This is a genomic window from Atopobacter sp. AH10 (assembly GCF_003664595.1).
Taxonomy (GTDB): domain Bacteria; phylum Bacillota; class Bacilli; order Lactobacillales; family Aerococcaceae; genus Atopobacter.
On the sequence record NZ_QXPZ01000031.1, the window covers coordinates 1 to 22,324 of the forward strand.

Annotated in this window: 24 protein-coding genes; 23 read left to right on the forward strand and 1 reads right to left on the reverse strand. The window is 39.7% G+C overall.

From position 1 onward, the window contains the following. Positions 1–449: 449 nt before the first annotated feature. Positions 450–764, reverse strand: coding sequence for a DUF1827 family protein (locus D3H64_RS06775; RefSeq protein WP_121565496.1), 315 nt, complete (start codon positions 762–764; stop codon positions 450–452). Positions 765–1,021: 257 nt separating this feature from the next. On the opposite strand from D3H64_RS06775, the gene D3H64_RS06780 reads away from it, so the two are divergent. The 23 genes from D3H64_RS06780 to D3H64_RS06890 all read left to right on the forward strand — a co-directional run bounded on the left by D3H64_RS06780 (position 1,022) and on the right by D3H64_RS06890 (position 22,258). Next, on the forward strand, positions 1,022–1,288 hold the full coding sequence (locus D3H64_RS06780; protein WP_121565497.1) for a phosphocarrier protein HPr: 267 nt from the start codon (positions 1,022–1,024) through the stop codon (positions 1,286–1,288). Then, on the forward strand, positions 1,288–3,009 hold the full coding sequence (ptsP, locus tag D3H64_RS06785; protein ID WP_121565498.1) for a phosphoenolpyruvate--protein phosphotransferase: 1,722 nt from the start codon (positions 1,288–1,290) through the stop codon (positions 3,007–3,009). The genes D3H64_RS06780 and ptsP overlap by 1 nt, the downstream gene beginning before the upstream one ends. 244 nt (positions 3,010–3,253) lie before the next feature. Continuing rightward, the gene (locus D3H64_RS06790) at positions 3,254–4,411 is read left to right on the forward strand and encodes a glycosyltransferase family 4 protein (RefSeq protein ID WP_121565499.1); all 1,158 of its coding nucleotides are present in this window, start codon (positions 3,254–3,256) and stop codon (positions 4,409–4,411) included. 228 nt (positions 4,412–4,639) lie between these two features. Further along, positions 4,640–5,518, forward strand: a complete 879-nt coding sequence (locus tag D3H64_RS06795) for an NAD(P)-dependent oxidoreductase (RefSeq protein WP_121565574.1) — start codon at positions 4,640–4,642, stop codon at positions 5,516–5,518. Positions 5,519–5,584: 66 nt separating this feature from the next. Then, complete coding sequence (locus D3H64_RS06800) at positions 5,585–5,809, forward strand: DUF1797 family protein (protein ID WP_121565500.1); 225 nt, start codon at positions 5,585–5,587, stop codon at positions 5,807–5,809. A gap of 65 nt (positions 5,810–5,874) precedes the next feature. Next, on the forward strand, positions 5,875–6,417 hold the full coding sequence (locus D3H64_RS06805) for a YqeG family HAD IIIA-type phosphatase (RefSeq protein WP_121565501.1): 543 nt from the start codon (positions 5,875–5,877) through the stop codon (positions 6,415–6,417). Further along, positions 6,398–7,513 (forward strand): ribosome biogenesis GTPase YqeH, encoded by a 1,116-nt coding sequence (gene yqeH, locus D3H64_RS06810; RefSeq protein WP_121565502.1) that lies wholly within the window; start codon positions 6,398–6,400, stop codon positions 7,511–7,513. Before D3H64_RS06805 ends, yqeH begins: the two co-directional genes overlap by 20 nt. Positions 7,514–7,538: 25 nt before the next feature. Next, positions 7,539–8,111 (forward strand): nicotinate-nucleotide adenylyltransferase, encoded by a 573-nt coding sequence (locus tag D3H64_RS06815; protein ID WP_121565503.1) that lies wholly within the window; start codon positions 7,539–7,541, stop codon positions 8,109–8,111. Continuing rightward, positions 8,108–8,707, forward strand: a complete 600-nt coding sequence (yqeK, locus tag D3H64_RS06820; RefSeq protein ID WP_121565504.1) for a bis(5'-nucleosyl)-tetraphosphatase (symmetrical) YqeK — start codon at positions 8,108–8,110, stop codon at positions 8,705–8,707. Before D3H64_RS06815 ends, yqeK begins: the two co-directional genes overlap by 4 nt. 18 nt (positions 8,708–8,725) lie before the next feature. Next, a complete protein-coding gene (rsfS, locus tag D3H64_RS06825) occupies positions 8,726–9,088 on the forward strand; it encodes a ribosome silencing factor (protein ID WP_121565505.1) in 363 nt (120 codons plus the stop codon). Positions 9,089–9,094: 6 nt separating this feature from the next. Further along, positions 9,095–9,829, forward strand: a complete 735-nt coding sequence (locus D3H64_RS06830; RefSeq protein WP_121565506.1) for a class I SAM-dependent methyltransferase — start codon at positions 9,095–9,097, stop codon at positions 9,827–9,829. After that, positions 9,826–11,004: a nucleotidyltransferase family protein gene (locus D3H64_RS06835; RefSeq protein ID WP_121565507.1), complete on the forward strand. Its 1,179-nt coding sequence runs from the start codon at positions 9,826–9,828 to the stop codon at positions 11,002–11,004. Before D3H64_RS06830 ends, D3H64_RS06835 begins: the two co-directional genes overlap by 4 nt. A 14-nt stretch (positions 11,005–11,018) precedes the next feature. Continuing rightward, positions 11,019–12,932 (forward strand): asparagine synthase (glutamine-hydrolyzing), encoded by a 1,914-nt coding sequence (gene asnB, locus D3H64_RS06840; RefSeq protein ID WP_121565508.1) that lies wholly within the window; start codon positions 11,019–11,021, stop codon positions 12,930–12,932. 10 nt (positions 12,933–12,942) lie between these two features. After that, positions 12,943–14,157, forward strand: a complete 1,215-nt coding sequence (locus D3H64_RS06845) for an ATP-grasp domain-containing protein (RefSeq protein ID WP_158589248.1) — start codon at positions 12,943–12,945, stop codon at positions 14,155–14,157. A gap of 110 nt (positions 14,158–14,267) precedes the next feature. Then, on the forward strand, positions 14,268–14,981 hold the full coding sequence (locus D3H64_RS06850) for an aspartate/glutamate racemase family protein (protein WP_121565510.1): 714 nt from the start codon (positions 14,268–14,270) through the stop codon (positions 14,979–14,981). A 60-nt stretch (positions 14,982–15,041) separates the two neighbouring features. Beyond that, entirely contained in the window at positions 15,042–15,593 is a 552-nt protein-coding gene (locus D3H64_RS06855; RefSeq protein ID WP_121565511.1) for a DUF177 domain-containing protein, read from the forward strand. A 39-nt stretch (positions 15,594–15,632) separates the two neighbouring features. Beyond that, positions 15,633–15,806: a 50S ribosomal protein L32 gene (gene rpmF, locus D3H64_RS06860; protein WP_121565512.1), complete on the forward strand. Its 174-nt coding sequence runs from the start codon at positions 15,633–15,635 to the stop codon at positions 15,804–15,806. A gap of 189 nt (positions 15,807–15,995) precedes the next feature. After that, the gene (locus tag D3H64_RS06865) at positions 15,996–16,367 is read left to right on the forward strand and encodes a hypothetical protein (protein ID WP_121565513.1); all 372 of its coding nucleotides are present in this window, start codon (positions 15,996–15,998) and stop codon (positions 16,365–16,367) included. Between the two features lie 334 nt (positions 16,368–16,701). Continuing rightward, positions 16,702–17,724 carry a glycosyltransferase family 4 protein gene (locus tag D3H64_RS06870; RefSeq protein ID WP_121565514.1) on the forward strand — a complete coding sequence of 341 codons (1,023 nt, stop codon included), beginning with the start codon at positions 16,702–16,704 and terminating at the stop codon, positions 17,722–17,724. 545 nt (positions 17,725–18,269) lie between these two features. After that, on the forward strand, positions 18,270–18,701 hold the full coding sequence (mraZ, locus tag D3H64_RS06875; RefSeq protein WP_121565515.1) for a division/cell wall cluster transcriptional repressor MraZ: 432 nt from the start codon (positions 18,270–18,272) through the stop codon (positions 18,699–18,701). Positions 18,702–18,717: 16 nt separating this feature from the next. After that, the gene (gene rsmH, locus D3H64_RS06880) at positions 18,718–19,674 is read left to right on the forward strand and encodes a 16S rRNA (cytosine(1402)-N(4))-methyltransferase RsmH (protein WP_121565516.1); all 957 of its coding nucleotides are present in this window, start codon (positions 18,718–18,720) and stop codon (positions 19,672–19,674) included. Between the two features lie 57 nt (positions 19,675–19,731). Continuing rightward, positions 19,732–20,118: a cell division protein FtsL gene (gene ftsL, locus D3H64_RS06885; RefSeq protein WP_121565517.1), complete on the forward strand. Its 387-nt coding sequence runs from the start codon at positions 19,732–19,734 to the stop codon at positions 20,116–20,118. Further along, positions 20,108–22,258: a penicillin-binding protein gene (locus D3H64_RS06890; RefSeq protein WP_121565518.1), complete on the forward strand. Its 2,151-nt coding sequence runs from the start codon at positions 20,108–20,110 to the stop codon at positions 22,256–22,258. The genes ftsL and D3H64_RS06890 overlap by 11 nt, the downstream gene beginning before the upstream one ends. Positions 22,259–22,324: the final 66 nt, after the last annotated feature.

The following is a 22,324-nucleotide window of genomic DNA, read 5'->3' on the forward strand; positions in this document are numbered from 1 at the left end:
AAATTTACATGGCGTCTTTTTTTTTCACAATTGAGTGGCTAAGTTCATTCTAAAATCCACCGACAAATATCAACCGAAGAAGAGTGATTTTCTCTAAAAAATTTACCAACAACAAAATTTGACAAAGTGCCAAAATTGACGTCGATTGTAAAATGAAATGTCTAAGATAGGCTGAGTTTTGAGAATCGAAAAGAGATGAACATCTATTTGGAAGTTTTAGCCTTTAGGAAGAGACTGTAGAAAATAGAGATTGGTAAAGAAAAAGCAGAGAGCCCAACAGTTGTAAGGACTCTCTGCTACAGGGATAGGGTTAAGCTATCTCATGAAAAGTGTGACAATATAGTTTGTTTAAGCTCTATCCTAGCCTATCTATAAGCGAAACGAAGTGGAATCAAGCGCCTTCATTTGAAAGGTAGACTCATTTTAAGTTATAGATGAAAGAGATGAGCCTAGTCACTATAAAGAGAAACAAATTTAGGGCGACCTGTTCGAATGGTATGGCTAATTTCAACAAAATTGTGGACGCGAAGGATTTCCAACTCTTCCTTTGGTAGTCGAATGGTTCGTTGGATGACAAAATCTATTTCTACTTCTTTTATAGGACGCTTCTTGTTGATAATGACAATATTTTTATGGGTCGGAGCCTCCGAGTAAATAACGGTTGACTGACCTAAAGAATAAACTTTTACTAATTTGGCATCTGTTGCAGATAATTGTTGATTAACGAGCTGTGCATGTCCATTTGTAATGTTAATTAATTTCATGAGTCTCCCCCTCCCAAGAAATGGCACGGTTCTTACTAAATATTATACCCTTTTTGACGAAATTTATCAGTGTAAAATGGGATTTTGCTAAAAAAGCCAATGAGAATCTGTTTTAAGACCTAGTGACAAATAAGAAATGAGAACGGTTTTTTATAGCGAAATAGTTGTTTATTTGACAGAAAAATGGTAAGGTTAAGAAATGAAAGGGCAGTCTGAGCTCTTGCACAAATATACACATTTAAAAGGGGATTCTTATTATGGAAAAACGCGAATTTCACATTATTGCTGAAACTGGTATTCATGCACGTCCAGCTACACTTTTAGTTCAATCTGCAAGCAAATATGCTTCAGAAATCGAATTGGAATACAAAGGCAAATCCGTAAACTTGAAATCTATCATGGGTGTGATGTCTTTAGGTGTTGGCCAAGGATCTGATGTGACTATTTCTGTAAACGGCGAAGACGAAAAAGAAGCTCTTGAAGGCATCGCTGAAACAATGAAAAAAGAAGGTTTGGCAGAGTAATGGTCGATCAACTAAAGGGTATTGCGGCTAGTGATGGGATTGCTATCGCAAAGGCTTACCTACTAACCGAACCAGATCTCAGTTATGATCGGCTTGATCAAGTAGATGTTGCTGTTGAAGAAAAGCGCTTAGATGATGCTGTAGAACAAACTGTATCACAAATTTCTGAAATTCGTGACACAGCTAAAGAACGTCTAGGGGCTGATGAAGCGAAAGTGTTTGATGCCCATTTGATGGTTGCTCAAGACCCTGAGTGGATTGGTCAAATGAAGTCTACTATTCAAAGCCAAGCTATCAACGCTGAAGCTGCTCTTCAAGATGTATCTAGCATGTTTATCACTCTTTTTGAGGGGATGGAAGATAATCCATACATGCAAGAACGGGCTGCTGATATTCGTGATGTGAGCAAACGGATTTTAGCGAACTTATTAGGGGTTCGTATTCCAAGTCCTGCTTCGATCAAAGATGAAGTAGTAGTGATCGCTCACGATTTAACGCCAAGTGATACAGCGCAATTGGATCGTCGTTATGTTAAAGGTTTCGTGACCAACATTGGTGGGCGGACAAGTCACTCTGCTATCATGGCACGTTCTTTGGAAATTCCTGCAGTAGTAGGGACTCAATCTGTTGTTGCTGCTGTTAAGGATGGCGATCTTGTGATTGTTGATGGTCTAGAAGGCGATGTTATCGTTAACCCAGACCAAGCAACCTTAGATAGCTACAAAGCCAAAGCTGAAGAATTCGAACGTTTACGTCAAGAATGGGCTAAATTGGTGAACGCTGAAACCATTACTAAAGATGGTAAACATTTTGAATTAGCAGCTAACATTGGGACACCAAAAGATTTATCAGGTGCCTTAGAAAATGGGGCAGAGGCTATTGGTTTATATCGGACAGAATTCTTATATATGGATTCTGCTGAGTTCCCAACTGAAGAAGAACAGTTCAAGGCTTATAAAGCTGTCTTAGAAGGTATGGAAGGTAAACCAGTTGTGGTTCGTACGATGGATATTGGTGGGGATAAGGAATTGCCTTATTTGCAACTGCCAGAAGAAATGAACCCATTCTTAGGCTACCGAGCTATTCGTATCTGCTTACATGAACCAGAAATGTTCCGTACTCAATTACGGGCTTTATTGCGGGCTTCTGTTTATGGTCGCCTACGGATCATGTTCCCAATGATTGCGACATTAAGCGAATTCCGTTCGGCTAAGAAGATGTTGGAAGAAGAAAAAGCTAAGTTAGTTAGTGAAGGTGTTCCAGTAGCTGAAGGGATTGAAGTAGGGATCATGATTGAAATTCCTGCTGCAGCTGTTTTAGCCCATCAATTTGCTAAGGAAGTTGACTTCTTCAGTATTGGTACAAATGACTTGATCCAATACACCATGGCTGCTGACCGTATGAACCAAGGTGTATCTTACCTCTACCAACCATATAACCCATCTATCTTGAGCTTGGTTCGTCATGTCATCGAATCTGCTCATAAAGAAGGCAAATGGGCTGGTATGTGTGGTGAAATGGCTGGGGATCAAATCGCTGTTCCACTACTAGTAGGTCTTGGCTTAGATGAATTCTCTATGTCTGCTTCTTCGATCTTAAAGACACGTAGCCTCATGGCCAAATTGAGTCAAGCAGAAATGAAAGAATTAGCTCATAAAGCTATTGAAGAATGCACAACTGTTGAAGAAGTGGTTGCCTTAGTTGAAAAGGCTGTTCACTAATCGCTAGCATTTTAATCGTTTATTTTGTTCAGAAAATAGCTGATCGTCTGTCTCGGGCGATCAGTTTTTTAATGGAGAAAAGGCTGGATGAGAAGGCCTGTTTTCATCTGTTTTATAAAGCGGGAGTGAATAATTACTGATGAAGAAATTTTAAGCTGAGTAGATTTCAGGAGGGATAACCTAGCCTTTTGAAATATAATGTAGTAAACTCAAAGCATAGTGCTAGGAATCATTGGAGGTTTTCATGCGTATTGGTATTTTTACAGACACCTATTTGCCACAAGTAAGCGGGGTGGCGACGTCCATCGATGTTTTGCGAGCGGAATTGGTTAAACAAGGACATTTGGTTTATATTTTTACAACCAGTGATCCGAAAGCTCAGCCTGATCCTTTTGTGATTCGCTTTCACAGTGTGCCATTTGTAGGTTTTAAAGAAAGGCGGATCGCTTTTTCTGGAGCGGTGAAAGCCATTCGCTTAGCTAAAAAATTTCGCTTAGATATAGTCCATACACAGACAGAATTTAGTTTGGGTTTAATGGGACGGTTGGTTGCTAGACGTTTACGTATCCCTATGATTCATACTTATCACACCATGTATGAACGCTATCTACATTATATTTTTGATGGGAAGTTGATTAAGCCTAAACATGTTAAAGAGCTCACTCGTTTTTATTGTGATCATACGAATGCAGTTGTCGTTCCAAGTGAATTAACTAAAGAAACTCTTCTTGATTATGGGGTGAAGCAACAAATTTTTGTTGTTCCAACTGGCGTACCCATTCCAGATTTAGATGAAGTGAAGAGAGAGAAAGTTCGTCAAAGGCTAGGTTATGGGTCAGATACACTTGTTCTGCTTGCTTTGAGTCGCCTGTCACAAGAAAAAAATACCCAAGCCATTATCGAGCAATTCCCTGCTATATTAGCCACAGAAAAGAAGGCTCGTTTGTGTATTGTTGGGGATGGACCAGATCGCCCAAATTTAGAAAAATTAGTTGCTGAACGGCATTTGGAGCCCTTTGTTCAATTTACTGGAGAAGTTAGCCATGATCAGGCTTCTGACTACTACCAAATGGCAGATGTCTATATTAATGCTTCGGATTCAGAAACTCAGGGTTTAACCTATATAGAAGCTTTAGCAAATAACCTGCCAGTTATTGCTAAGCGTAATGAGTATTTAGAGCATATTGTTCAAGATAGAACCATGGGAGTTCTGTTTAATGGGACAAATGATCTAGCTCGTATTGCTTCACAATTTATTACAGAGGATTTAGAGGCAGCAAAAGCGACAAAAGACTCACGCATGGCGCTAAGGCAATCCATTTCTAGCGAGCTTTTTGGGCAAAAGATTGTCGAGATTTATCGCTACGCTCTGCTAAATAAAGAGTGGAAGAAGAGGGCGTAAAAGCTACCGAGTCAGAAGTAATAAGTGTGATTGATTAGTGAAGTTGCTGGTTAATTAGCTAGGATATGTCATGTAGAAGAAAATACTATCTCTACAGGTCTAAGAGAAAGAAAGCTTAAGAAGAATCAGCCTAGCTAAAAGAGACAAGAATTGCTGAAAGGATCCAAGGAAAGTTTTGCTTTGGATTTGATTAGAGAGATAAGGACAAATAATAGAGGGGACGATAAGATGGCCACTATAGGGTTCATAGGAACTGGTGTCATGGGAAGTGCTATGGCAAGTCATTTGTTAGATGCTGGACATAGCTTGACTGTTTATACCAGGACAAAATCAAAAGCAGATGAATTAGTGAAATCAGGTGCCTTGTGGGCGGATAGTCCCAAAGAAGTCGTTGAAGCTTCTGACTTTATTTTATCCATAGTTGGCTATCCGTCAGATGTTGAAGAGATTTATTTTGGTGAAGGCGGAATATTTGAAGCCGATGTTAAAGGGAAATATTTAATTGATTTGACGACTAGTACACCAACTTTGGCAAAAATTATTGCTAAAGAAGCCAAAGCTCGTCAAGCCTTTGCTTTCGATGCTCCAGTGTCAGGTGGTGATTTAGGAGCTCAGAGGGGGCAGTTGACCTGTATGGTAGGTGGCCCAGAGGAAGGGTTTGAGCAGATTCTTCCCATATTGGAAGTTTTTTCTACTACAGTGATTCGTCAAGGAAACAATGGAGCAGGACAACATACCAAAATGGCCAATCAAATCATGATAGCTGGAACAATGACTGGGATGACAGAATTGTTGGTTTATGCGCAAAAAGCAGGTCTTAATTTGAAGAAAGTCTTGGATACTGTTGGGGCAGGGTCAGCAGCGAACTGGTCTCTCACCAATTATGCGCCAAGAATTATGCAAGATAACTATAGTCCGGGCTTCTTTGTGAAACATTTTTTGAAGGATTTAAAGATTGCTTTGGATGAAGCGGAAAAGATGGAATTAGACCTACCAGCTACTCGTGTTGCTAAGGAACTTTATGAACGATTAGCTAATGAAGGCCATGCTGATGAAGGGACGCAAGCCTTGATTAAACTCTGGTGGAGAGAAAAGGGACAAGCATAGAAATCAGCGGTTAGGTTTGTTATAATGTTGAAAGTAAAAAGTTAGTCAAAGGAGAAGGATGTCCTTATGGTCGATTCAAAATTAAAGGAAATTATTAATCGCTTAGCTAAGACAACAGAAGCAGAGGAGACAAATCGAACTCGTCGTTTCGCTAGAGATGGAGAAGATGTGTGTGCGGTGACCTATGATCCAACAACTGGCAGCTTCACCTTTGAGGATTTGAAACGGAATGAAAGCTATGAATTCGATAATATCGATTTAGCAGCTATAGAAGTGTTTGACATCTTATAATAGTCTTGTTATTCCATAGTATCGCTAGTCGTGTACTATGGTTTTTTTTAAATAGAGGAGGATTTATGCTAGAGTATTTGACGCCTACCTGGATGGTGACGTCCATCTATCGGATTACCCCCGACCAATTGAAAAGAGAAGGCATTCAAGCCATTTTAACCGACTTGGATAATACCTTGGTCGAGTGGCATACGAAGGAAGCTAGCGAGCAATTGTTAAATTGGGTACGACTAATGAAAGAGTCCGGCATAAAAGTGGTTGTTGTGTCCAATAATAGTGGCGGACGAGTTAAAAAAATTACTGATGAAATGCAAGTTCCATTTATCTCACGAGCTAAAAAGCCAAGTCGGCGTGGAATTTTAAGAGCTTTAGACCTATTAGATTTAAAAAAAGAGCAAGTTGTCATGGTAGGAGACCAATTGTTGACAGATGTTTTGTCAGGGAACCGTTCTGGAGTTCGAACCATATGGGTTAAACAAATGAGTGAGTCAGATGAGTGGAAGACTTGGGCTAATCGAATGATTGAACGTCAATTAGTTGTTCCTTTGCTGAAAAGGAAAATGAAATTAGAATGGAGGGACACGATAAATGACGATACTTCTAAATAACAAACGTTGCATCGGTTGTGGCGCATCTTTACAAACGAAAGATAAAGAAGAACCAGGCTATTTACCCTTATCTTCTGTTGTTAATGCGATGGAAAAGGGCGAAAATCAAATGTATTGTCAACGCTGCTTTCGCTTAAGGCATTATAATGAAATTTCTCCAGTGTCGTTATCGAACGATGATTTCAGGCAATTGCTATCGGAAATTGCTGAAAAAGATGCTTTGATTGTCTATGTCATGGACGTAATGGACTTGTATGGGTCTAGTTTACAAGGTCTGCACCGTTATGTAGGGAATAATCCTGTCTTGGCTGTTGTCAATAAAGTGGATCTTCTCCCTAAACAAACTAACCAAAAACGATTGAAACAAACGATTCAAAAAGCTTTGACGGATCAAGGTATACACCCTGAAGAAATTGTCTTAATTTCAGCTAAAAAAGATAAGGGTCTAGATGATCTTTCTGAAACGATTGAATATTTCAGAAAGGGCCGTTGGGTCTATGTCGTTGGGGTGACTAATGTGGGGAAATCAACTTTGATAAACCACTTGATTGCTTCTGTTGGAGGAGACAAGCACCAAATTACTACTTCATATTATCCAGGGACTACTTTGGGACGGATCGAAATTCCTTTGACAGATGGAGCTTCTTTGGTAGATACTCCAGGTATTGTTCAAGGTCACCAATTAGCTCATCTTTTGTCGGCTAAAGACTTAAAGAGTATTATGCCGAAGAAAACTCTTAAGCCGGTAACTTATCAGTTGAAGGGGCGGCAAACTCTATTTATAGGTGGTTTTGCACGGGTAGATTTTGACTTGAATCAAAAATCAAGCGTAACGACTTATTTACCCAATCAGTTGTATGTGCATCGGACGAAGACGGATGGGGCGGATTTATTCTATCAAGAACATTTTGCCGGTCTATTGACACCACCAAGTAGTGGAGAAGCGCTTGAACTCAAGGCCCAAGAGATTGCCCTAGATCAGAAAACAGATATTGTTTTTTCTGGATTAGGATGGATTTGTGTGAATGAGCCATGCCTTGTGCGATTGTGGACAGCTAAAGGACACGATGTCGTGACCAGGCCGGCTTTAATTTAAAAAGGTCATTGAGGGGAAGCGTGTGATGAAGGTAAAAAAAGTTGGTCTAATGGGAGGAACATTTAATCCTCCTCATCTTGGTCATTTAATTCTGGCGGATCAAGCTTTACATCAATTGGATTTGGATGAAGTTCGCTTAATGTTGACGCATATACCACCGCATGCAGCTTTAAAAAGGACTTTACCTATAGAGCATAGATTGGCTATGACTCGTTTAGCTGTTGAAGGGCAAAAAGGGATAGGACTAGAGACAATTGAGTTAGAAAGAGATGAAAAAAGCTATTCTTACGATACCATTAGCCTATTAAAAGAACGTGAAGCTGACACGGAATTTACCTTTATAATCGGCGGGGATATGGTGGAAGATTTGCCGAATTGGTATCGGATAGATGAATTGATACAGATGATTCGCTTTGCTGCTTTTGAGCGACCAGGTTATGAAAAAAGTAGCGCCTATCCTCTCATATGGCTTAAGGCACCCTTGCTGGATATTTCTTCTACTAGCCTTCGTGAAGCAGTGAGGAGAGGGGAGAGTATTCGTTATCTCTTGCCGGAGAAAGTGAGGCAGTATGTCATGAGGGAGGGTTTATATAGATGAGTGAATCTTTTGAAATGACGCGGGATGATGTGGCTAAAATTGCTAAAAATTGGTTGAGTGAAAAACGATATCAACATGTTTTACGGGTAGAAGCAACAGCCATTGAGCTAGCGAAACGCTATGGTGTGGATCAAAAAAAAGCAGGTCTTTGCGGATTGGCGCATGATTTGTGTAAAGAATGGTCCCATGATAAGATGGTGGAAGCCGTACGTTTATATGGCTTAGATGAAGAAATGATTCCTTATGGGTCTGCTATTATGCATGGCCCTTTAGCAGCAGAATGGTTAAAGAGAGAAGCAGGTATTAAGGATGAATCCATCTACAAGGCGATTTATCAACACACCATCGGCGGAAAAGAGATGGATAATTTAAGTCGTGTGCTTTTTATTGCTGACTATATTGAGCCAGCAAGGCAGTTTAAAGGAGTAGAAGAAGCACGTTTATTGGCAGAAAAATCGCTTAAGGCGGCTTGTGATTTTAAAATCACTCACACCTTGCAATACTTGATTCATGACCATAAATTGCTTTACCCTGAAGTACTAGAGATCTATAATGCGCAAATGATTTTAAATCAAGAGAAGAGTATGGGACAATAATTGAGGGAGGATATTTTTTTGGAAGATTCATTAAGACTTTTACAAACAATTACGCATGCCATTGACGATAAATTAGGTCAAGATATTGTAGCTTTGAAGGTGAGTCAATTGACTCCTTTGGCGGATTATTTTGTGATTTGTTCTGCTAGAAATGATCGCCAAGTTGATGCGATTACAGAAGCTGTGATTGAAGAAGTTTATAAGGCAGGATATGCTATCAAGAATATCGAAGGACGCTCTACGAATCAGTGGGTACTTGTCGATTGTTTGGACGTTATTGTCCATATTTTTGGTCCGGACGAACGTGCTCATTATAACGTAGAAAAACTATGGGCAGATGCTCCTATTTTAAGCCCTAAAGAAATGGGATTAGGAGAATAAATTATCATGGTCTATAAGGCTTTTGCCAGTGTTTATCATGCTTTGATGCCTGAAAACTTGTATGATGAATGGTTAGATTACATGAAGCTTTTTACCCCAGATCTACAAGGGAAAACGATTGTTGATCTGGGCTGTGGCACAGGAGATCTTGCTCAAAGATTAAGTGATGAGGGAGCAAGAGTGATTGCTTTAGATGCAAGTGAAGACATGCTGGCTATTGCAAGAAGAGAGACAGAGGGATCGATTAGCTATCTAAAAGGAGATATGAGGGATTTATCCATTCTCCCTAAGGCTGATCAGATTGTCTCTTTTTGCGATAGCCTGTGTTATCTTTTAGAGGATGACGATTGGCAAAAAGTTTTTCAACAAGTTTATCAAAAATTAAAGCTAGGGGGATGGTGGCATTTCGATTGCCATTCTTTAGCCCATATAGAAGATTTTGATGGATTTATCTATCGTGAAGAGACGGATGATTGGGATCTTTTTTGGGAGAGTGAGCTAGGGCAAGACTACCATGTGATTCATCATTTAACGCTCTATCACAAAGAGGGCGACTTGACCTATCGCCGATATGATGAAGATCATGAAGAAAAGACTTATCCACCTGAGCAAATTGTTCAATGGTTACATGAAGCAGGTTTTGATGAAGTTTATTCTTCTTCAGATTTTAATAAAGCTCCAATCGATAGTGAGGGAGCAGAAAGGTTATTCTTCTCATGCCGAAAGGGTGAAGAAAAGTGAGAGCGATTGGCATAGTAGCTGAATTTAATCCTTTTCATTTGGGCCATCAACGCTTAATTGATTATGCTAGAGAAAGTCTTCAGGCAGATGTTATTGTGGTGGCAATGAGTGGGGATTTAGTTCAACGGGGAGAGATTGCTTTTGCAGATCTTAAAACGAGAACAGAATGGGCTTTAGATGCTGGAGTAGATTTAGTCATTGGCCAACCAGTTTGGGGGAGTTTGCAGGCAGCGGATCGTTTTGCTTCAGCTGGGATTCATAGTTTATCTATGGCGTCTTGTCAGGCTTTCTTATGCGGTAGTGAATGGGGGAGTGCGGATCAACTCCTTCAGGCAAGTCAGTTGGTCAAAGCAGCTGATCCTCTAAAATTAAAGCAGGCTCTTCGTTCGAAAGGTCAAGGAGAAGTAGGTTATGCAGAAAGGCTACAGTCTTTTTGGTCGGGAACTTGTGTTGAACGATTTATGCAACAACCGAATAGTCAATTAGCTCTTTCTTACGCTTTAGCAAATGCTGACTTAGATCAAGCTATGACGCCTTATTTATATAAAAGAGCAACAGCACATGATCAAAAAGAGCTGGATAAGAATTGTGAACAAGTCTCAGGGAGTATCCTCCGTCAGATCTTTAGAGAGGAAAATGTGGAAGTAAAGCTTAAGAATTTTCCTATTTTTGATTGGATTCCTCAAAAAGAATTAAAATCTCTCATCAAATTTGGTAAGATAGAGCCGTATGATTTTTGGCCTCTGTTGCAACATATCCTACTAACGAGTTCGATGAAACAGATAGAATCGATTTATGGAGTGGACGAGGGAATTGGTCCAAGACTAGTTACTGCTGCTAAAGAAGCAGTAAGTTATGAAGATTGGTTAAGGCTTAGTCACCATCGAAGGATTACCTATGCAAGGCTGAGACGTCTAGCAATGTGCTTAGTATTTCAACTGACAAGGGAAGATATGGCTATGGATCAACGTTTCAGTTCCCAAGCACGCAGGATATTAGGAGCCAGTGAAAAGGGGAGAAATTGGTTAAAAGGAATAGCTAGCGGGAAATTGTTAGCCAGTTACAAGCTGTATGATCAACTCAACCCAATAGATAGAAAAGTAGAAATTGTTCTAGAAAACTGGTATCACCCATATGGGGTTTGGCAACGAATGAAAAAGCCAGTCATTAGATAAGGAGTAGATAGTTCATGTGTGGATTTGTAGGCTGCATTCATGGTAGCGACGGGCAATTAGAAAAGCATCGCGAAATTTTAGATGCAATGATGAAACGTATTGTTCATCGTGGCCCAGATAGTGCAGGTTATTTTGAAGACGAGCAAGTTTCTTTAGGTTTTCGTCGTTTGTCGATTATTGATTTGACAGAATGTGGTAATCAACCTTTTTATAGCCAAGACGAACGCTATGTGATGGTATTTAATGGGGAAATCTATAATTATCAAGAACTTCGTGAAGATTTAAAAAAATTAGGACACGACTTTATTTCAGAAACAGATAGCGAAGTCATTATTCGTGGCTTTGAAGAGTACGGTGAGGATGTTGTAGCCAAGTTACGGGGGATGTTTGCCTTCGTTATTTGGGATAGAGAAAAGAAAGAAGCCTTTATGGCTCGTGATGGTTTTGGGATTAAACCTCTTTATTACACGAACCATACAACAGACGGGAGCTTCTTGTTTGGGTCGGAAATTAAAAGTTTCCTAGATCATCCGAACTTTATTAAAGAATTTAACGAATTGGCCTTACGCCCATACTTGACCTTCCAATATAATCCTTTAGAAGAATCTTTCTTTAAGGGAGTATACTTATTGGCTCCGGCTCACTACATGTGGGTTAAAGAAGGAAAAGTGGAAAAATCTGTAGAATATTGGGGCAAACGCTTCCATGATCAAACAGATGAAAGTCGTTCCTTGGATGACTATGTGAAAGATATTCAAGACACCATGAAGGAGTCTGTGGCTTATCACAAGCTATCTGATGTTAAGGTAGGTTCTTTCCTTTCTGGCGGTGTGGATTCAAGCTTAGTCACTGCGCTCTTGAAACCAGAAACGACTTTCTCAGTTGGATTTGACCAATATGAATCATCCTTTAATGAAACCGACCTTGCTCAAGATCTGTCTAAGCAATTAGGTATTGAAAATAAGCGTCAATTTATTTCAGGCCAAGAAGCTTTTGATGCTTTGGAAACAATTATGTATCATTTGGATGAGCCAGATTCCAATCCTTCAGTAGTACCTTTGTATTTTTTGGCACAATTAGCGAGAAAAGATGTCACTGTAGTTCTTTCAGGTGAAGGAGCGGATGAAATTTTCGGGGGTTATGCTTGGTATCAACCAACACGTTTGTCAGACTATTACCGGAAATTACCATTGGGTCTTCGCAAGATTGCCCAACATATTTGGCATCAAGAAGGGAAGACACCTAGCCGAATAAGCCAATTTGTGGATAGAGGGGTTCAACCTATAGAAAACCGCTTTATTGGACAAGCCTTAGTTTTCCCTGATCAAGAGGCCTACAGCATTCTTCGTGAACCATATGAAACGATGATGACCTCTACAGATGTGACCATGCCTTATTATAAGCGAGTGAAAGGGCAATCTGATTTGAACAAGATGCAATATCTTGATATGAATCTATGGATGCCTGGAGATATTTTGCAAAAAGCTGATAAGATGAGTATGGCGCATTCGCTTGAACTTCGCGTTCCATTTTTGGATAAAGAAGTCATGGAGTTAGCCAAAACATTACCAGAACGTTATAGAGCAGATTATACAGATACCAAGGTAGCTTTACGGAAAGCAGCAGAAGAAGTCTTGCCGGATGCTTGGGCTCACCGTAAAAAAGTCGGTTTCCCTGTACCTATTAGGCACTGGCTACGAGAGGAACCATTCTTTACTGCTGTACACGATATGTTCCTTAGCGATATCAGCTCTGAATTCTTTGAATCCGATGTTCTTTTACAGTTGCTAGATGACCACCGTGATCAAAAGGGGGACTATGGGCGTCGGATATGGACGGCCTATGTGTTCCTAGTTTGGTTCAAACGCTTCTTTGTTGATGATAAAGGGGCTTGTCATACTGTTATGCCGCACCACACCTATTGTTAGGAGGGTGAATATGGAAGTAGAAAGACAATTTATACCAGTTATTCTTGGAGGAAATAGAGGAGCTTATAGCCTCGCACGTGCTATGCATGAAGCCTATCAAATTCCATCTGAATTGGCTTTAAAAGCAGAAGTAGGCCCAGTGATGGACTCTCAAATTGTCAATTACCATTTTTACCCAGATATTCGTGAAAATTTTGAGACCTGTATGAATGACTTGGTGAGAGAATTAGAGGACAAGTATCCAAATCTTAAAAAAATAGTCTTTGGGTCTGAGGACTGGTATGTAGAACATATTATTCAGTATAGGAAGGTGTTTCCTGACAAGTGGACGGTGCCATATGTGGATATGTCAACGCTAAAGAAAGCGGTAGACAAGGCACGTTTCTATGAGATGTGTGAAAAGATTGGGGTAGCTTATCCTAAAACTTGGACAGTAAAAGAGCCTATTTTGCCAAAAGATGCCAAGGGACGTTTAGTCGTTAAACCTGCTATCACACCTAGCTATCAAAATCTTAAATTCAAAGGTAAAGCTAAGGTATACTTTTGCGAAAATGCAGAAGAAGCGCAAAACTGTTTAACACTAATGCGGAATGGGGGCTATCCAGATGCCTTTATCATTCAAGAGTGGATTGAAGGGTCAGACTCAGATCAAGCTGTAGTGACCTGCTATAGATCCATCCACGATTGCCAAGTTAAACTCTTATCTTTTGGACGGATTTTGGTTGAAGACCATTCCAAGGGTGGGGTAGGCAATCATTTGGTCGTTTTAACTGAAAATGATCATAGTGATGTATTTGAACAGGTGAAAAAATTGATGGAAGCATTTGACTTTACTGGCTTTGCAAACTTTGATTTGATTTATGACAAAAAACGAGGAGAGTTTGTATTCTTTGAGTTGAACCCTCGTCTTGGCGTGAGCAATTACTATGTCACAGCTGGTGGGCAGAATGTGGCACGCTACTATATTGAGGACTACTTGTATAATCGACCAGTCGAACTATCGGCACAAACAACACCGCATCTGTTTACTCTCTTACCAAAAGCTTTGCTCTTATATCTTTTAAGAAATTCAGGGGCAAAACGTTTAGTGAAAATGCTATACAAGAATGGGGATGTTTCCCATCCATTAGATTATAAATATGAAAGTTCTGCTAAACGGAAAAGGTATGTCTTTCTTTCTAAAATCAATTTCTATAGAAAGCTCTTTAAGGCGCACCAAATATAAAATGGCTATTCTTATTTTAGCCACAAAGGCTGAAGGACTAGTTTCTTTTAAAGAGTGGAGTTTGTAGAAAATAGTTAGAGCGTCGTTATAAGGTGAATAGTAGGAGAACAATGAAGAACTTTTTTGCAATTTTAGGTGGGATGGGCACTTTAGCCACCACAAATTTTTTAAATGAAATGAATCGTCGCTATCATCCAGATAGTGATCAAGGCTATTTGAACTATCTTTTGTTCAATCATGCGACTATACCAGATCGCACTCAATATATCTTGAAGAAATCAGTAGATAATCCTGCTGTATCTTTGATTGAAGATATCAGGCAAGTAGAACCGCTAAAGCCAGATTTTATGGTTATTCCTTGTAATACTGCCCATTATTTCTTTGAAGACTTGCAGGCTGCTACAGATATTCCTATTGTGAATATGTTAGATTTAGTAGGCCGCCAGTTAAAGATTTTGGGTTCAGGGAAAAAAGTAGGGCTTTTTGCTACAGCAGGGACAGCGCAAAGTGGCTTGTATGAAAAAGTAGCCAAAGAAGCTGGTTGGGATTTAATTGTTCCGGATGAAGCGCTCCAAAAGAAGATCACCCAGTTGATCTATGATGATGTAAAAGTGAGAGCAACGGCTAATTTAGAGCTATACGAAAATATATTACAAAGCTTTAAGGATATGGGAGCAGAAACGACTATTTTAGGCTGTACTGAGGTATCTTATGTGAATAGCCAGGATGAGTTGAAACGCTTTAATATCATCGATGCTGAAAAATTGTTGGTTTCTGAAACCGTAAAATTAGGAATTCGATCACAAAAAGAGAAAAAAGTCTAGTTTGATTGACAGTTACTTATTCTAACGTTATAATTTAATAGTTGTACTAGGGGTGAAAACATGCGTTGGTCCGTTAGAGACATACAAGAAGAACAGCAAGCGGGAATTTCTGTAGATGAAAGGGTAGACTTGACGACTCTTTTAGATAGAGATGAAAGTATACTCGCTGTTGACACAGCCCATGTAACTGGACATTTGTTGCCAGATGTTCATGGCGTCATCGTTCACTTGCAAGTAGAGGTCAAAGTCACTCTACCTTCATCACGTTCTCTAAAAGCAGTTGAGATTCCTGTTCTAGGGACGGTAGATGAACGATACGTTGAAGCCAGTTACCTGACACGAGAAATGAAAGAAGGGACGGAAGTCGTCTTTCCTTTGTCTAGTGATGTACTGGATTTAAAACGAGCTGTAGAGGATGCTGTATTACTTGCACTGCCCCTTCAAGTCTTAGCTGAAGATGAAAAGACGGGTGAATCCCCTTTACCATCTGGCCAGGGCTGGGAGGTTCTAACAGAAGAGACGTACCGGAAACGGCAACGTGACTTGGCTGATGTCACCGATCCGCGCTTGAAGGCCTTAGAACAATGGCTCGATAAGGAATCAGCCGAGTAACTCCCATTTCAAGTACGCAATGCATAGGAGGTGTAAGACATGGCCGTACCAAAGAGAAGAACGTCTAAAGCACGTAAAAACAAACGCCGTACGCATTTCAAACTTGAAGTGCCAGGCATGACCCTTTGCCCTAACTGTGGTTCATTGATCCGTAGCCACCACGTCTGCGCAGAATGTGGTCAATACAAAGGTCAAGAAGTTATTGAGAAATAAATCAAGCTCTTGGCAGCTTCCCTTTTTCAAGACAGTTGGATCCTTTACCAGCTGTTAAGAAAAAGGGTTTTTCTTTTTTTGTAGAAAAAGGAACAAAAAGAAGAAAAAACCCAGAAAATTTTGGCGATTTTAAAAAGAATTGTTATAATACAAACAGAATGACTAGCATTTTCAGAAAGAGGGATGCCGATGAAACAATGGATGGATTTCCTGCTTGTTATGCTGTCCCCTATTGCTCTAGGGTTTATGTTAAAAAAGTTAAGAAGAGAACTAGAGCCAGGTCGTTTTCTTTCAAGAGCTATTCGCCCGCTACTTTTTTTTACTTTAATCCTTTCTATTGTCCTAGCTAGTTATATTGCCTTTCGACGTACTTATTTGGGCGCTATGTTCTTAGGGCTATCTTTATGGGGGTTGATGTGGTTAGGCCTTTTTCGTTTGACGAAAAAAGAGAAGTCGTCATTAATTTTTACCAAGATGTATATTAACAGTGCTATTATCATTCTATGGGGACTGCATTGTATTTTATTCATGCTTGGAATAGTTCATTTGTGGCAACATTAGTCGCTTTATTTTGCTCTAGTCTCATTTTTAGGAATAAGTAGTGCCTTACTTTTTGATAAACTGGAACTTTGTTGCCAAATAAAGAGGGTTTATATATAGGGGAAAAAGTGTCTCCTTTTGTGAGCGAAAATACTTTTTTAGCTAATCTTTTGCTTATTCGTTTAGATTGAAGAAGACTAGAATGCTAGATAGGCTGTAAGATAAGCTTTTACCTTTTTTCTTTTAAAAAGTTAAGCGAGATAGGATGGGAAAGTCAAGGAAATCTTTGATCGGCTTAAAAAGCATGTGGCTATGAGGAATGAGAATAAGCCGATAAAAAGGAAGTGTCAGAAGAGTGAGAGTTTTGTTATATACAGAGTTAGAACATTTGGTGCGAAAGTCGGGTTTAGGCCGTGCGATAAAACATCAAGAGAAAGCCTTAAAAGCTCTTGGAGTGGAAATCGTCAAAGATCCTCATGCTGATTTCGACATTGCGCATATTAATACCTACTATCCTCAATCCTGTCGATTGGCGCATCAGATCAAAAAACGGGGGATTCCAGTAGTGATGCATGCTCATTCTACTATGGAGGACTTTAAACATTCTTTTACTGGATCCAACTTTTTGGCACCTGCTTTCAAGCGTTGGTTGTGTTATGCCTACCGTCAAGGGGATGCTATTATTACACCGACCGAATATGCAAAATCTATTTTAACTTCTTACCCAGTAGACTTTCCACCGATACATGTGATATCTAATGGGATTGATTTAGATAAATTTAATCGTGATTTAGTCGATCCAACAGCCTTTCGAATTCGTCGAAATTTTGCGCCTGATCAACTAGTAGTGATTTGTGTGGGTTTGTGGATTGAACGTAAAGGGATCATGGACGTTATTGAATTGGCTAAACAAGAACCAGGTGTTCAATTTGTTTGGTATGGAGAAACAAAACGTTGGCAAATTCCTACAAGGGTCAGTAGGGCAATTGATGAGGCACCGGATAATCTGCTCTTTGCAGGCTATGTAGATCCTAAGTTCTTGAGGCAAGCCTATGTAGGGGCAGATGCTTTTCTCTTCCCTACTTATGAAGAAACAGAGGGGATCGTCTTATTGGAAGCTATGGCCTTGAAAGCGCCTGTTATTGTTCGAGATATTCCTATTTATGCAGATTGGGTAAGAGATGGAGTAGAGGTATTAAAGGGAAGATCCAATCAAGAATTTGCCCAAAAGATACATTGGTTACATGAACATCCTAAAGAACGAAAAGAAATGGTAGAGCGAGCTTACCAAAAAGTATGTGAAAATAATTTGCAGATTATAGGGCAAGAGTTAATGGCTGTTTACCAAAAAGTCATGGACACACATCAAGCCTTATAGCCTAACTTAACAAGACATATGTAGAAATAAGAAGACTAGTTATAGGATTTAAATCACTCAATCAATTTAATAGAAGCATGTCGAAAGTATCTATAAAGATACCATCGACATGCTTTTTTACTTGGGCAAATTTAAAAAATTCAACCTATTGACCGCTTACCATGAGAAAGGGGTTAATCGTATCTTTCTTGCCACTTCCTCCCCCCAAAAAAATTTATCTAAGCTAATGAGTGGGGGCGAATTGACCTGTATGGACTTTTCTCTGCTTTCTCTCCCCCCACTTCCCCCCACATCTTTAAAAAAATACAGGTAAATAGTCTTTTGACAAGGCTTCCAAAACAAAATCATGACAAATGTCAGGCAAAAGGGCTTCTTTGGGCAAGTTTTAATAGACAGATGATGGGCTAAAAAAGCCTATGATAGCCAGAAAAATGTAAGAGAGTATGAAAATGTATCGATTATAGAAAAGAATAGGGAGGGATGTGGTAGAAAGTGGGTGTATGTGGTAGAATGGGAAGGGAATGGTGAGGAAGGAGGGGGCATCTATGCTCATCGGAGAGTATCAACATACGATCGATAGCAAAGGACGGATTATTGTTCCAGCTAAATTTCGCGAAGAGCTAGATGGATCCTTTGTGCTGACACGTGGCTTGGATGGCTGTTTGTTTGGCTATCCCCGTTCTTCCTGGGAAAGAGTTCGTCAACAACTAAAAGAATTGCCTATTTCTAAACGTGATTCTCGAGCTTTTGTTCGCTTTTTCTACTCTTCTGCGTGTGAAGTAGAAATTGATAAACAAGGACGTATCAACATTCCTAAAGAATTGATTGATTATGCGGCTATTGAAAAGGATTGCCGAATTGTCGGTGTAAGTGACCGAATTGAAATATGGGCTAGTCACTTGTGGGAAGAATTTACTGCTGAAACAGAAGAGCAATTTGATGATATTGCTGAACATTTGATGGGAATAGATTTCTAGAAAGAGGGTTAAGAAGATGTTCGAACATATAACAGTGTTAAAAAATGAAGCGATTGATCTTCTCAACGTCAATCCTCAAGGAAGCTACATCGATTGTACATTTGGTGGAGGAGGGCATACGAGCTATTTGCTAAATGCCTTAGATAAAGAAGGGCGGGTCATAGCCTTTGACCAAGACTTATTAGCCTTGATGAATGGATTTGATCGTTTTTCCGAAGAAATAGATGCTGAACGTTTACGTTTGATTCATCGAAATTTTCGTGAATTAGGGCCTTGCTTGGATGAATTGAATATTTCAACAGTAGATGGCATTGTTTTTGACTTAGGGGTCTCATCCCCTCAGTTAGATATACCAGAAAGAGGGTTTTCTTATCGCTTTGATGCTCCTCTTGACATGCGGATGGATCAACGGCAATCATTGACGGCTCGAGAAATTGTGAATGAATGGCCTTATGAAGAATTGGTTCGTATTTTCTACCGTTATGGCGAAGAGCGTTTCTCGAAACAAATTGCCAGAGAAATTGAAAAAAGGAGAGGGAAGAAACCTATAGAGTCCACTTTAGAATTGGTAGACATTATTAAGACAGCAATTCCAGCTCCCGCAAGACGGAAGGGTGGGCACCCAGCCAAGCGAATTTTTCAGGCTATTCGTATTGCGGTTAATGATGAATTATCTGCCGTCGAAGAGGCTGTGACAGAAGGGTTAAAACGCTTGAAAGTTGGCGGAAGGATGAGTGTGATTACTTTCCACTCTTTAGAAGATGGATTAGTGAAGTCTATTTTTAAAGAGGCATCAAGTATTAAAGATGACATGCCTAAAAATTTACCTATTTTACCAACTGAACAACGTACAGCTAGTTATCGATTGGTAACCAAAAAGCCTATTTTGCCTTCACAAGAGGAGATGGCAGGAAATTCTCGCTCGGAAAGTGCCAAATTACGCGTGATTGAGCGGGTAAAATGGGATGGGTAAAAGCCAAAAAATGAACGGATAAAGAAGACTTTTAGTGCGTAGAGAGGAGGAAAGAAAATGGCAGAACGCCTACTGCTTTCTAAAAAAGAAGGCTTGTTAAATCAGCAACTTCTTGGGAAAGGATTAGATCAATCACTTGTTATTAAAGGCCAGAGTAAGAGTCGACGAATAACAGTTGGTTTTTCTAAATCGGGTATGGCTGTCATTGTTTTGCTCTTAACTTTCCTTCTCACTATTACTATAGTGAGTCACCAACGTTTAGCTGGAGTCAATAGATCTTTAGGGGAGCAACAAGAAAAATTAGAGAAATTAGAGATTGAGCAAAACAACTTAAAAGAAGAAAAAGAGTTATTAACGCGCTATGATCGGATTTCTCAAATAGCAAAAGAACATGGTATGACATTAAAAGATGAACAGGTAAGGACGATCGCGAATGAAAAATAAGAAACGAAGCCAACAGCAAGTGGTTATAGTCAGCTTATGTCTCATAGCGATTGTCTTTTTTTTGATGGTTAGCATTCGCATGGGGAGACTAATGATCACCGGCCGCTATCAAGGGGTAGACGTTAAGGAAAGGTCACAGCAACTTTCTACCGCTGTAAGAAATGTACATGGTAAAAGAGGGAAAATCCTTGACAATCAAGGGCAGCCAATCGCCTTCGAAGGAGAAAGTTATCATTTGACGGTTATTTTGACTCATAAATGGACGAAAGATAAGAAACACCCTAACTATGTCTTGGACAGTCAAAAAAAGGATATGGCGCTGACCTTAAACAGAGTATTAGGCGTTGATTACGATCAGACACTTCGCCGACTTTCTTCCAATAAGGATCAATTAGAGTTTGGTAATGCTGGGAGTAATTTAAGTAAGTCGCAAAAGAAAGAATTGGAGTTGTCAGGCTTAACAGGAATGGCTTTCACGCCTAATCCAGCTCGAATTTATCCAAATGGTGTTTATGCCTCGCATATAGTGGGTTTTACCAAGTTAAAAGAAAAAACGAATAACCTGATAGGCCAGATAGGGATTGAAAAGCAATATAATGATAGCTTGACTGGAATAGATGGTAAAAGTATTGGACAAGTTGATGGAAGTCTACGAATGATACCCCAAAGTGAAAAATTGATCCGTGAAGCACATGTGGGAGCGGATATTCAGCTCACTTTAGACACAGGTATGCAACATTTTCTGGAAAATTTGATGGATCAAGCTCAAGAAAAATATCAAGCTAAATCCATGCAGGCTATTTTGATTAAGGCCAAAACAGGGGCTGTTGTTGCTAGTGCCCAAAGGCCGAGTTTTGATCCTAATACTTTAATAGGAATCGATAAATCTTGGAACAATGCGCTCATTCAAGAGACATTTGAGCCGGGATCGACGATGAAGGTCTTAACCTTAGCTGCTGCTATTAATGAAGGGGTATTTGATCCAAATGAACGTTTTCAGTCTGGTCAGATTAAGTTTCAAAAAGAAACAATAGCGGACTGGCAACCAGAAGGCTGGGGTGAAATAACCTATTTAGAGGGCCTGGCTCGTTCATCTAATGTTGCCTTTGTTAACTTGGTGCAAAAGATGGGGGTAAAGAAATGGAAAAAATACATGGATGCTTTTGGCGTAGGAAGAAAGACCGGTATTGATTTGCCCCAAGAAATTAGTGGGAATAATCCATTTGACAACCCTTTTACTCGCTTGACCACAAGTTTTGGGCAAGGGGTATCTGTGACGACAGCTCAATTAGTCCAAGCTTTTACAGCGATTGCGAATCAAGGGCGTATGATGCCTTTACATGTCTATGATCGAACGATTTCATCATCAGGAAAGTTAATGGAACGTTATCAGGCGGATCCATCAGACCCTGTCATTTCCAGAGAAAGTGCTCGCAAAACGTTGAAATATTTACGTACTGTGGTAGAATCACCAGAAGGTACAGGGAGAATATATAAGCAAGAAGGCATCGATTTATCAGCTAAAACAGGTACTTCGGAAGAAACAGATAAAAAGACAGGTAAATATTATAGGCAAGGCAATAATTACATTTATTCTGTCGTAGGTTTTTTCCCTAGCAAAAATCCTGAATATATTGCTTATGTCATGATCCGTCAACCCCAACAAAATGTTCTACAAGTAACGGGTGCGAGTATGGTGAGTGAGATTTTTAATCCTCTGGTGAAAAAGGCTAGTCGTGACATTGTTGATGCCTCAGAAACAAGTAGTCATTTGATGATGCCAAAACTTGTCGGGAAAGAAATCTCAAAAGCTCGTCAAACGTTGAAAGACAATAAAATGGCTCCAGTAGAAGTCATTGGCCAAGGACAAAGGGTTGTTGCTCAGTATCCTGAAATGGGTCAAAGTCCATTTCCTTCTAGTCGTATTTTTCTTATCACAGAAGGTAATTTATTTATGCCCGATATGACAGGCTGGAGCATAAGAGATGTGGATCATTTGGCTAAACTGTTACAAATTAAGGTGGAGCATCAAGGAAATGGACAGGTGATTGACCAAAATATTCGCCCCAAAACGCCATTAAACCGTAAAAATACTTGGGAAATTGAATACGGTATGCAAGATGACTCAATCCAAGATTAAAACTAGTAGGAGGAACTCATGAAAGATCTTATCACATGGCTATTTATTGGCGGTCTAAATCTTATT

What these genes read in the sequence shown, in the direction of transcription:
- D3H64_RS06775 (WP_121565496.1), bottom strand. Translation starts at nt 764, where the DNA reads ATGAAATTAATTAACATTACAAATGGACATGCACAGCTCGTTAATCAA.
- D3H64_RS06780 (WP_121565497.1), top strand. Translation starts at nt 1,022, where the DNA reads ATGGAAAAACGCGAATTTCACATTATTGCTGAAACTGGTATTCATGCA.
- ptsP (WP_121565498.1), top strand. Translation starts at nt 1,288, where the DNA reads ATGGTCGATCAACTAAAGGGTATTGCGGCTAGTGATGGGATTGCTATC.
- D3H64_RS06790 (WP_121565499.1), top strand. Translation starts at nt 3,254, where the DNA reads ATGCGTATTGGTATTTTTACAGACACCTATTTGCCACAAGTAAGCGGG.
- D3H64_RS06795 (WP_121565574.1), top strand. Translation starts at nt 4,640, where the DNA reads ATGGCCACTATAGGGTTCATAGGAACTGGTGTCATGGGAAGTGCTATG.
- D3H64_RS06800 (WP_121565500.1), top strand. Translation starts at nt 5,585, where the DNA reads ATGGTCGATTCAAAATTAAAGGAAATTATTAATCGCTTAGCTAAGACA.
- D3H64_RS06805 (WP_121565501.1), top strand. Translation starts at nt 5,875, where the DNA reads ATGCTAGAGTATTTGACGCCTACCTGGATGGTGACGTCCATCTATCGG.
- yqeH (WP_121565502.1), top strand. Translation starts at nt 6,398, where the DNA reads ATGACGATACTTCTAAATAACAAACGTTGCATCGGTTGTGGCGCATCT.
- D3H64_RS06815 (WP_121565503.1), top strand. Translation starts at nt 7,539, where the DNA reads ATGAAGGTAAAAAAAGTTGGTCTAATGGGAGGAACATTTAATCCTCCT.
- yqeK (WP_121565504.1), top strand. Translation starts at nt 8,108, where the DNA reads ATGAGTGAATCTTTTGAAATGACGCGGGATGATGTGGCTAAAATTGCT.
- D3H64_RS06830 (WP_121565506.1), top strand. Translation starts at nt 9,095, where the DNA reads ATGGTCTATAAGGCTTTTGCCAGTGTTTATCATGCTTTGATGCCTGAA.
- asnB (WP_121565508.1), top strand. Translation starts at nt 11,019, where the DNA reads ATGTGTGGATTTGTAGGCTGCATTCATGGTAGCGACGGGCAATTAGAA.
- D3H64_RS06845 (WP_158589248.1), top strand. Translation starts at nt 12,943, where the DNA reads ATGGAAGTAGAAAGACAATTTATACCAGTTATTCTTGGAGGAAATAGA.
- D3H64_RS06850 (WP_121565510.1), top strand. Translation starts at nt 14,268, where the DNA reads ATGAAGAACTTTTTTGCAATTTTAGGTGGGATGGGCACTTTAGCCACC.
- D3H64_RS06855 (WP_121565511.1), top strand. Translation starts at nt 15,042, where the DNA reads ATGCGTTGGTCCGTTAGAGACATACAAGAAGAACAGCAAGCGGGAATT.
- rpmF (WP_121565512.1), top strand. Translation starts at nt 15,633, where the DNA reads ATGGCCGTACCAAAGAGAAGAACGTCTAAAGCACGTAAAAACAAACGC.
- D3H64_RS06865 (WP_121565513.1), top strand. Translation starts at nt 15,996, where the DNA reads ATGAAACAATGGATGGATTTCCTGCTTGTTATGCTGTCCCCTATTGCT.
- mraZ (WP_121565515.1), top strand. Translation starts at nt 18,270, where the DNA reads ATGCTCATCGGAGAGTATCAACATACGATCGATAGCAAAGGACGGATT.
- rsmH (WP_121565516.1), top strand. Translation starts at nt 18,718, where the DNA reads ATGTTCGAACATATAACAGTGTTAAAAAATGAAGCGATTGATCTTCTC.
- ftsL (WP_121565517.1), top strand. Translation starts at nt 19,732, where the DNA reads ATGGCAGAACGCCTACTGCTTTCTAAAAAAGAAGGCTTGTTAAATCAG.
- D3H64_RS06890 (WP_121565518.1), top strand. Translation starts at nt 20,108, where the DNA reads ATGAAAAATAAGAAACGAAGCCAACAGCAAGTGGTTATAGTCAGCTTA.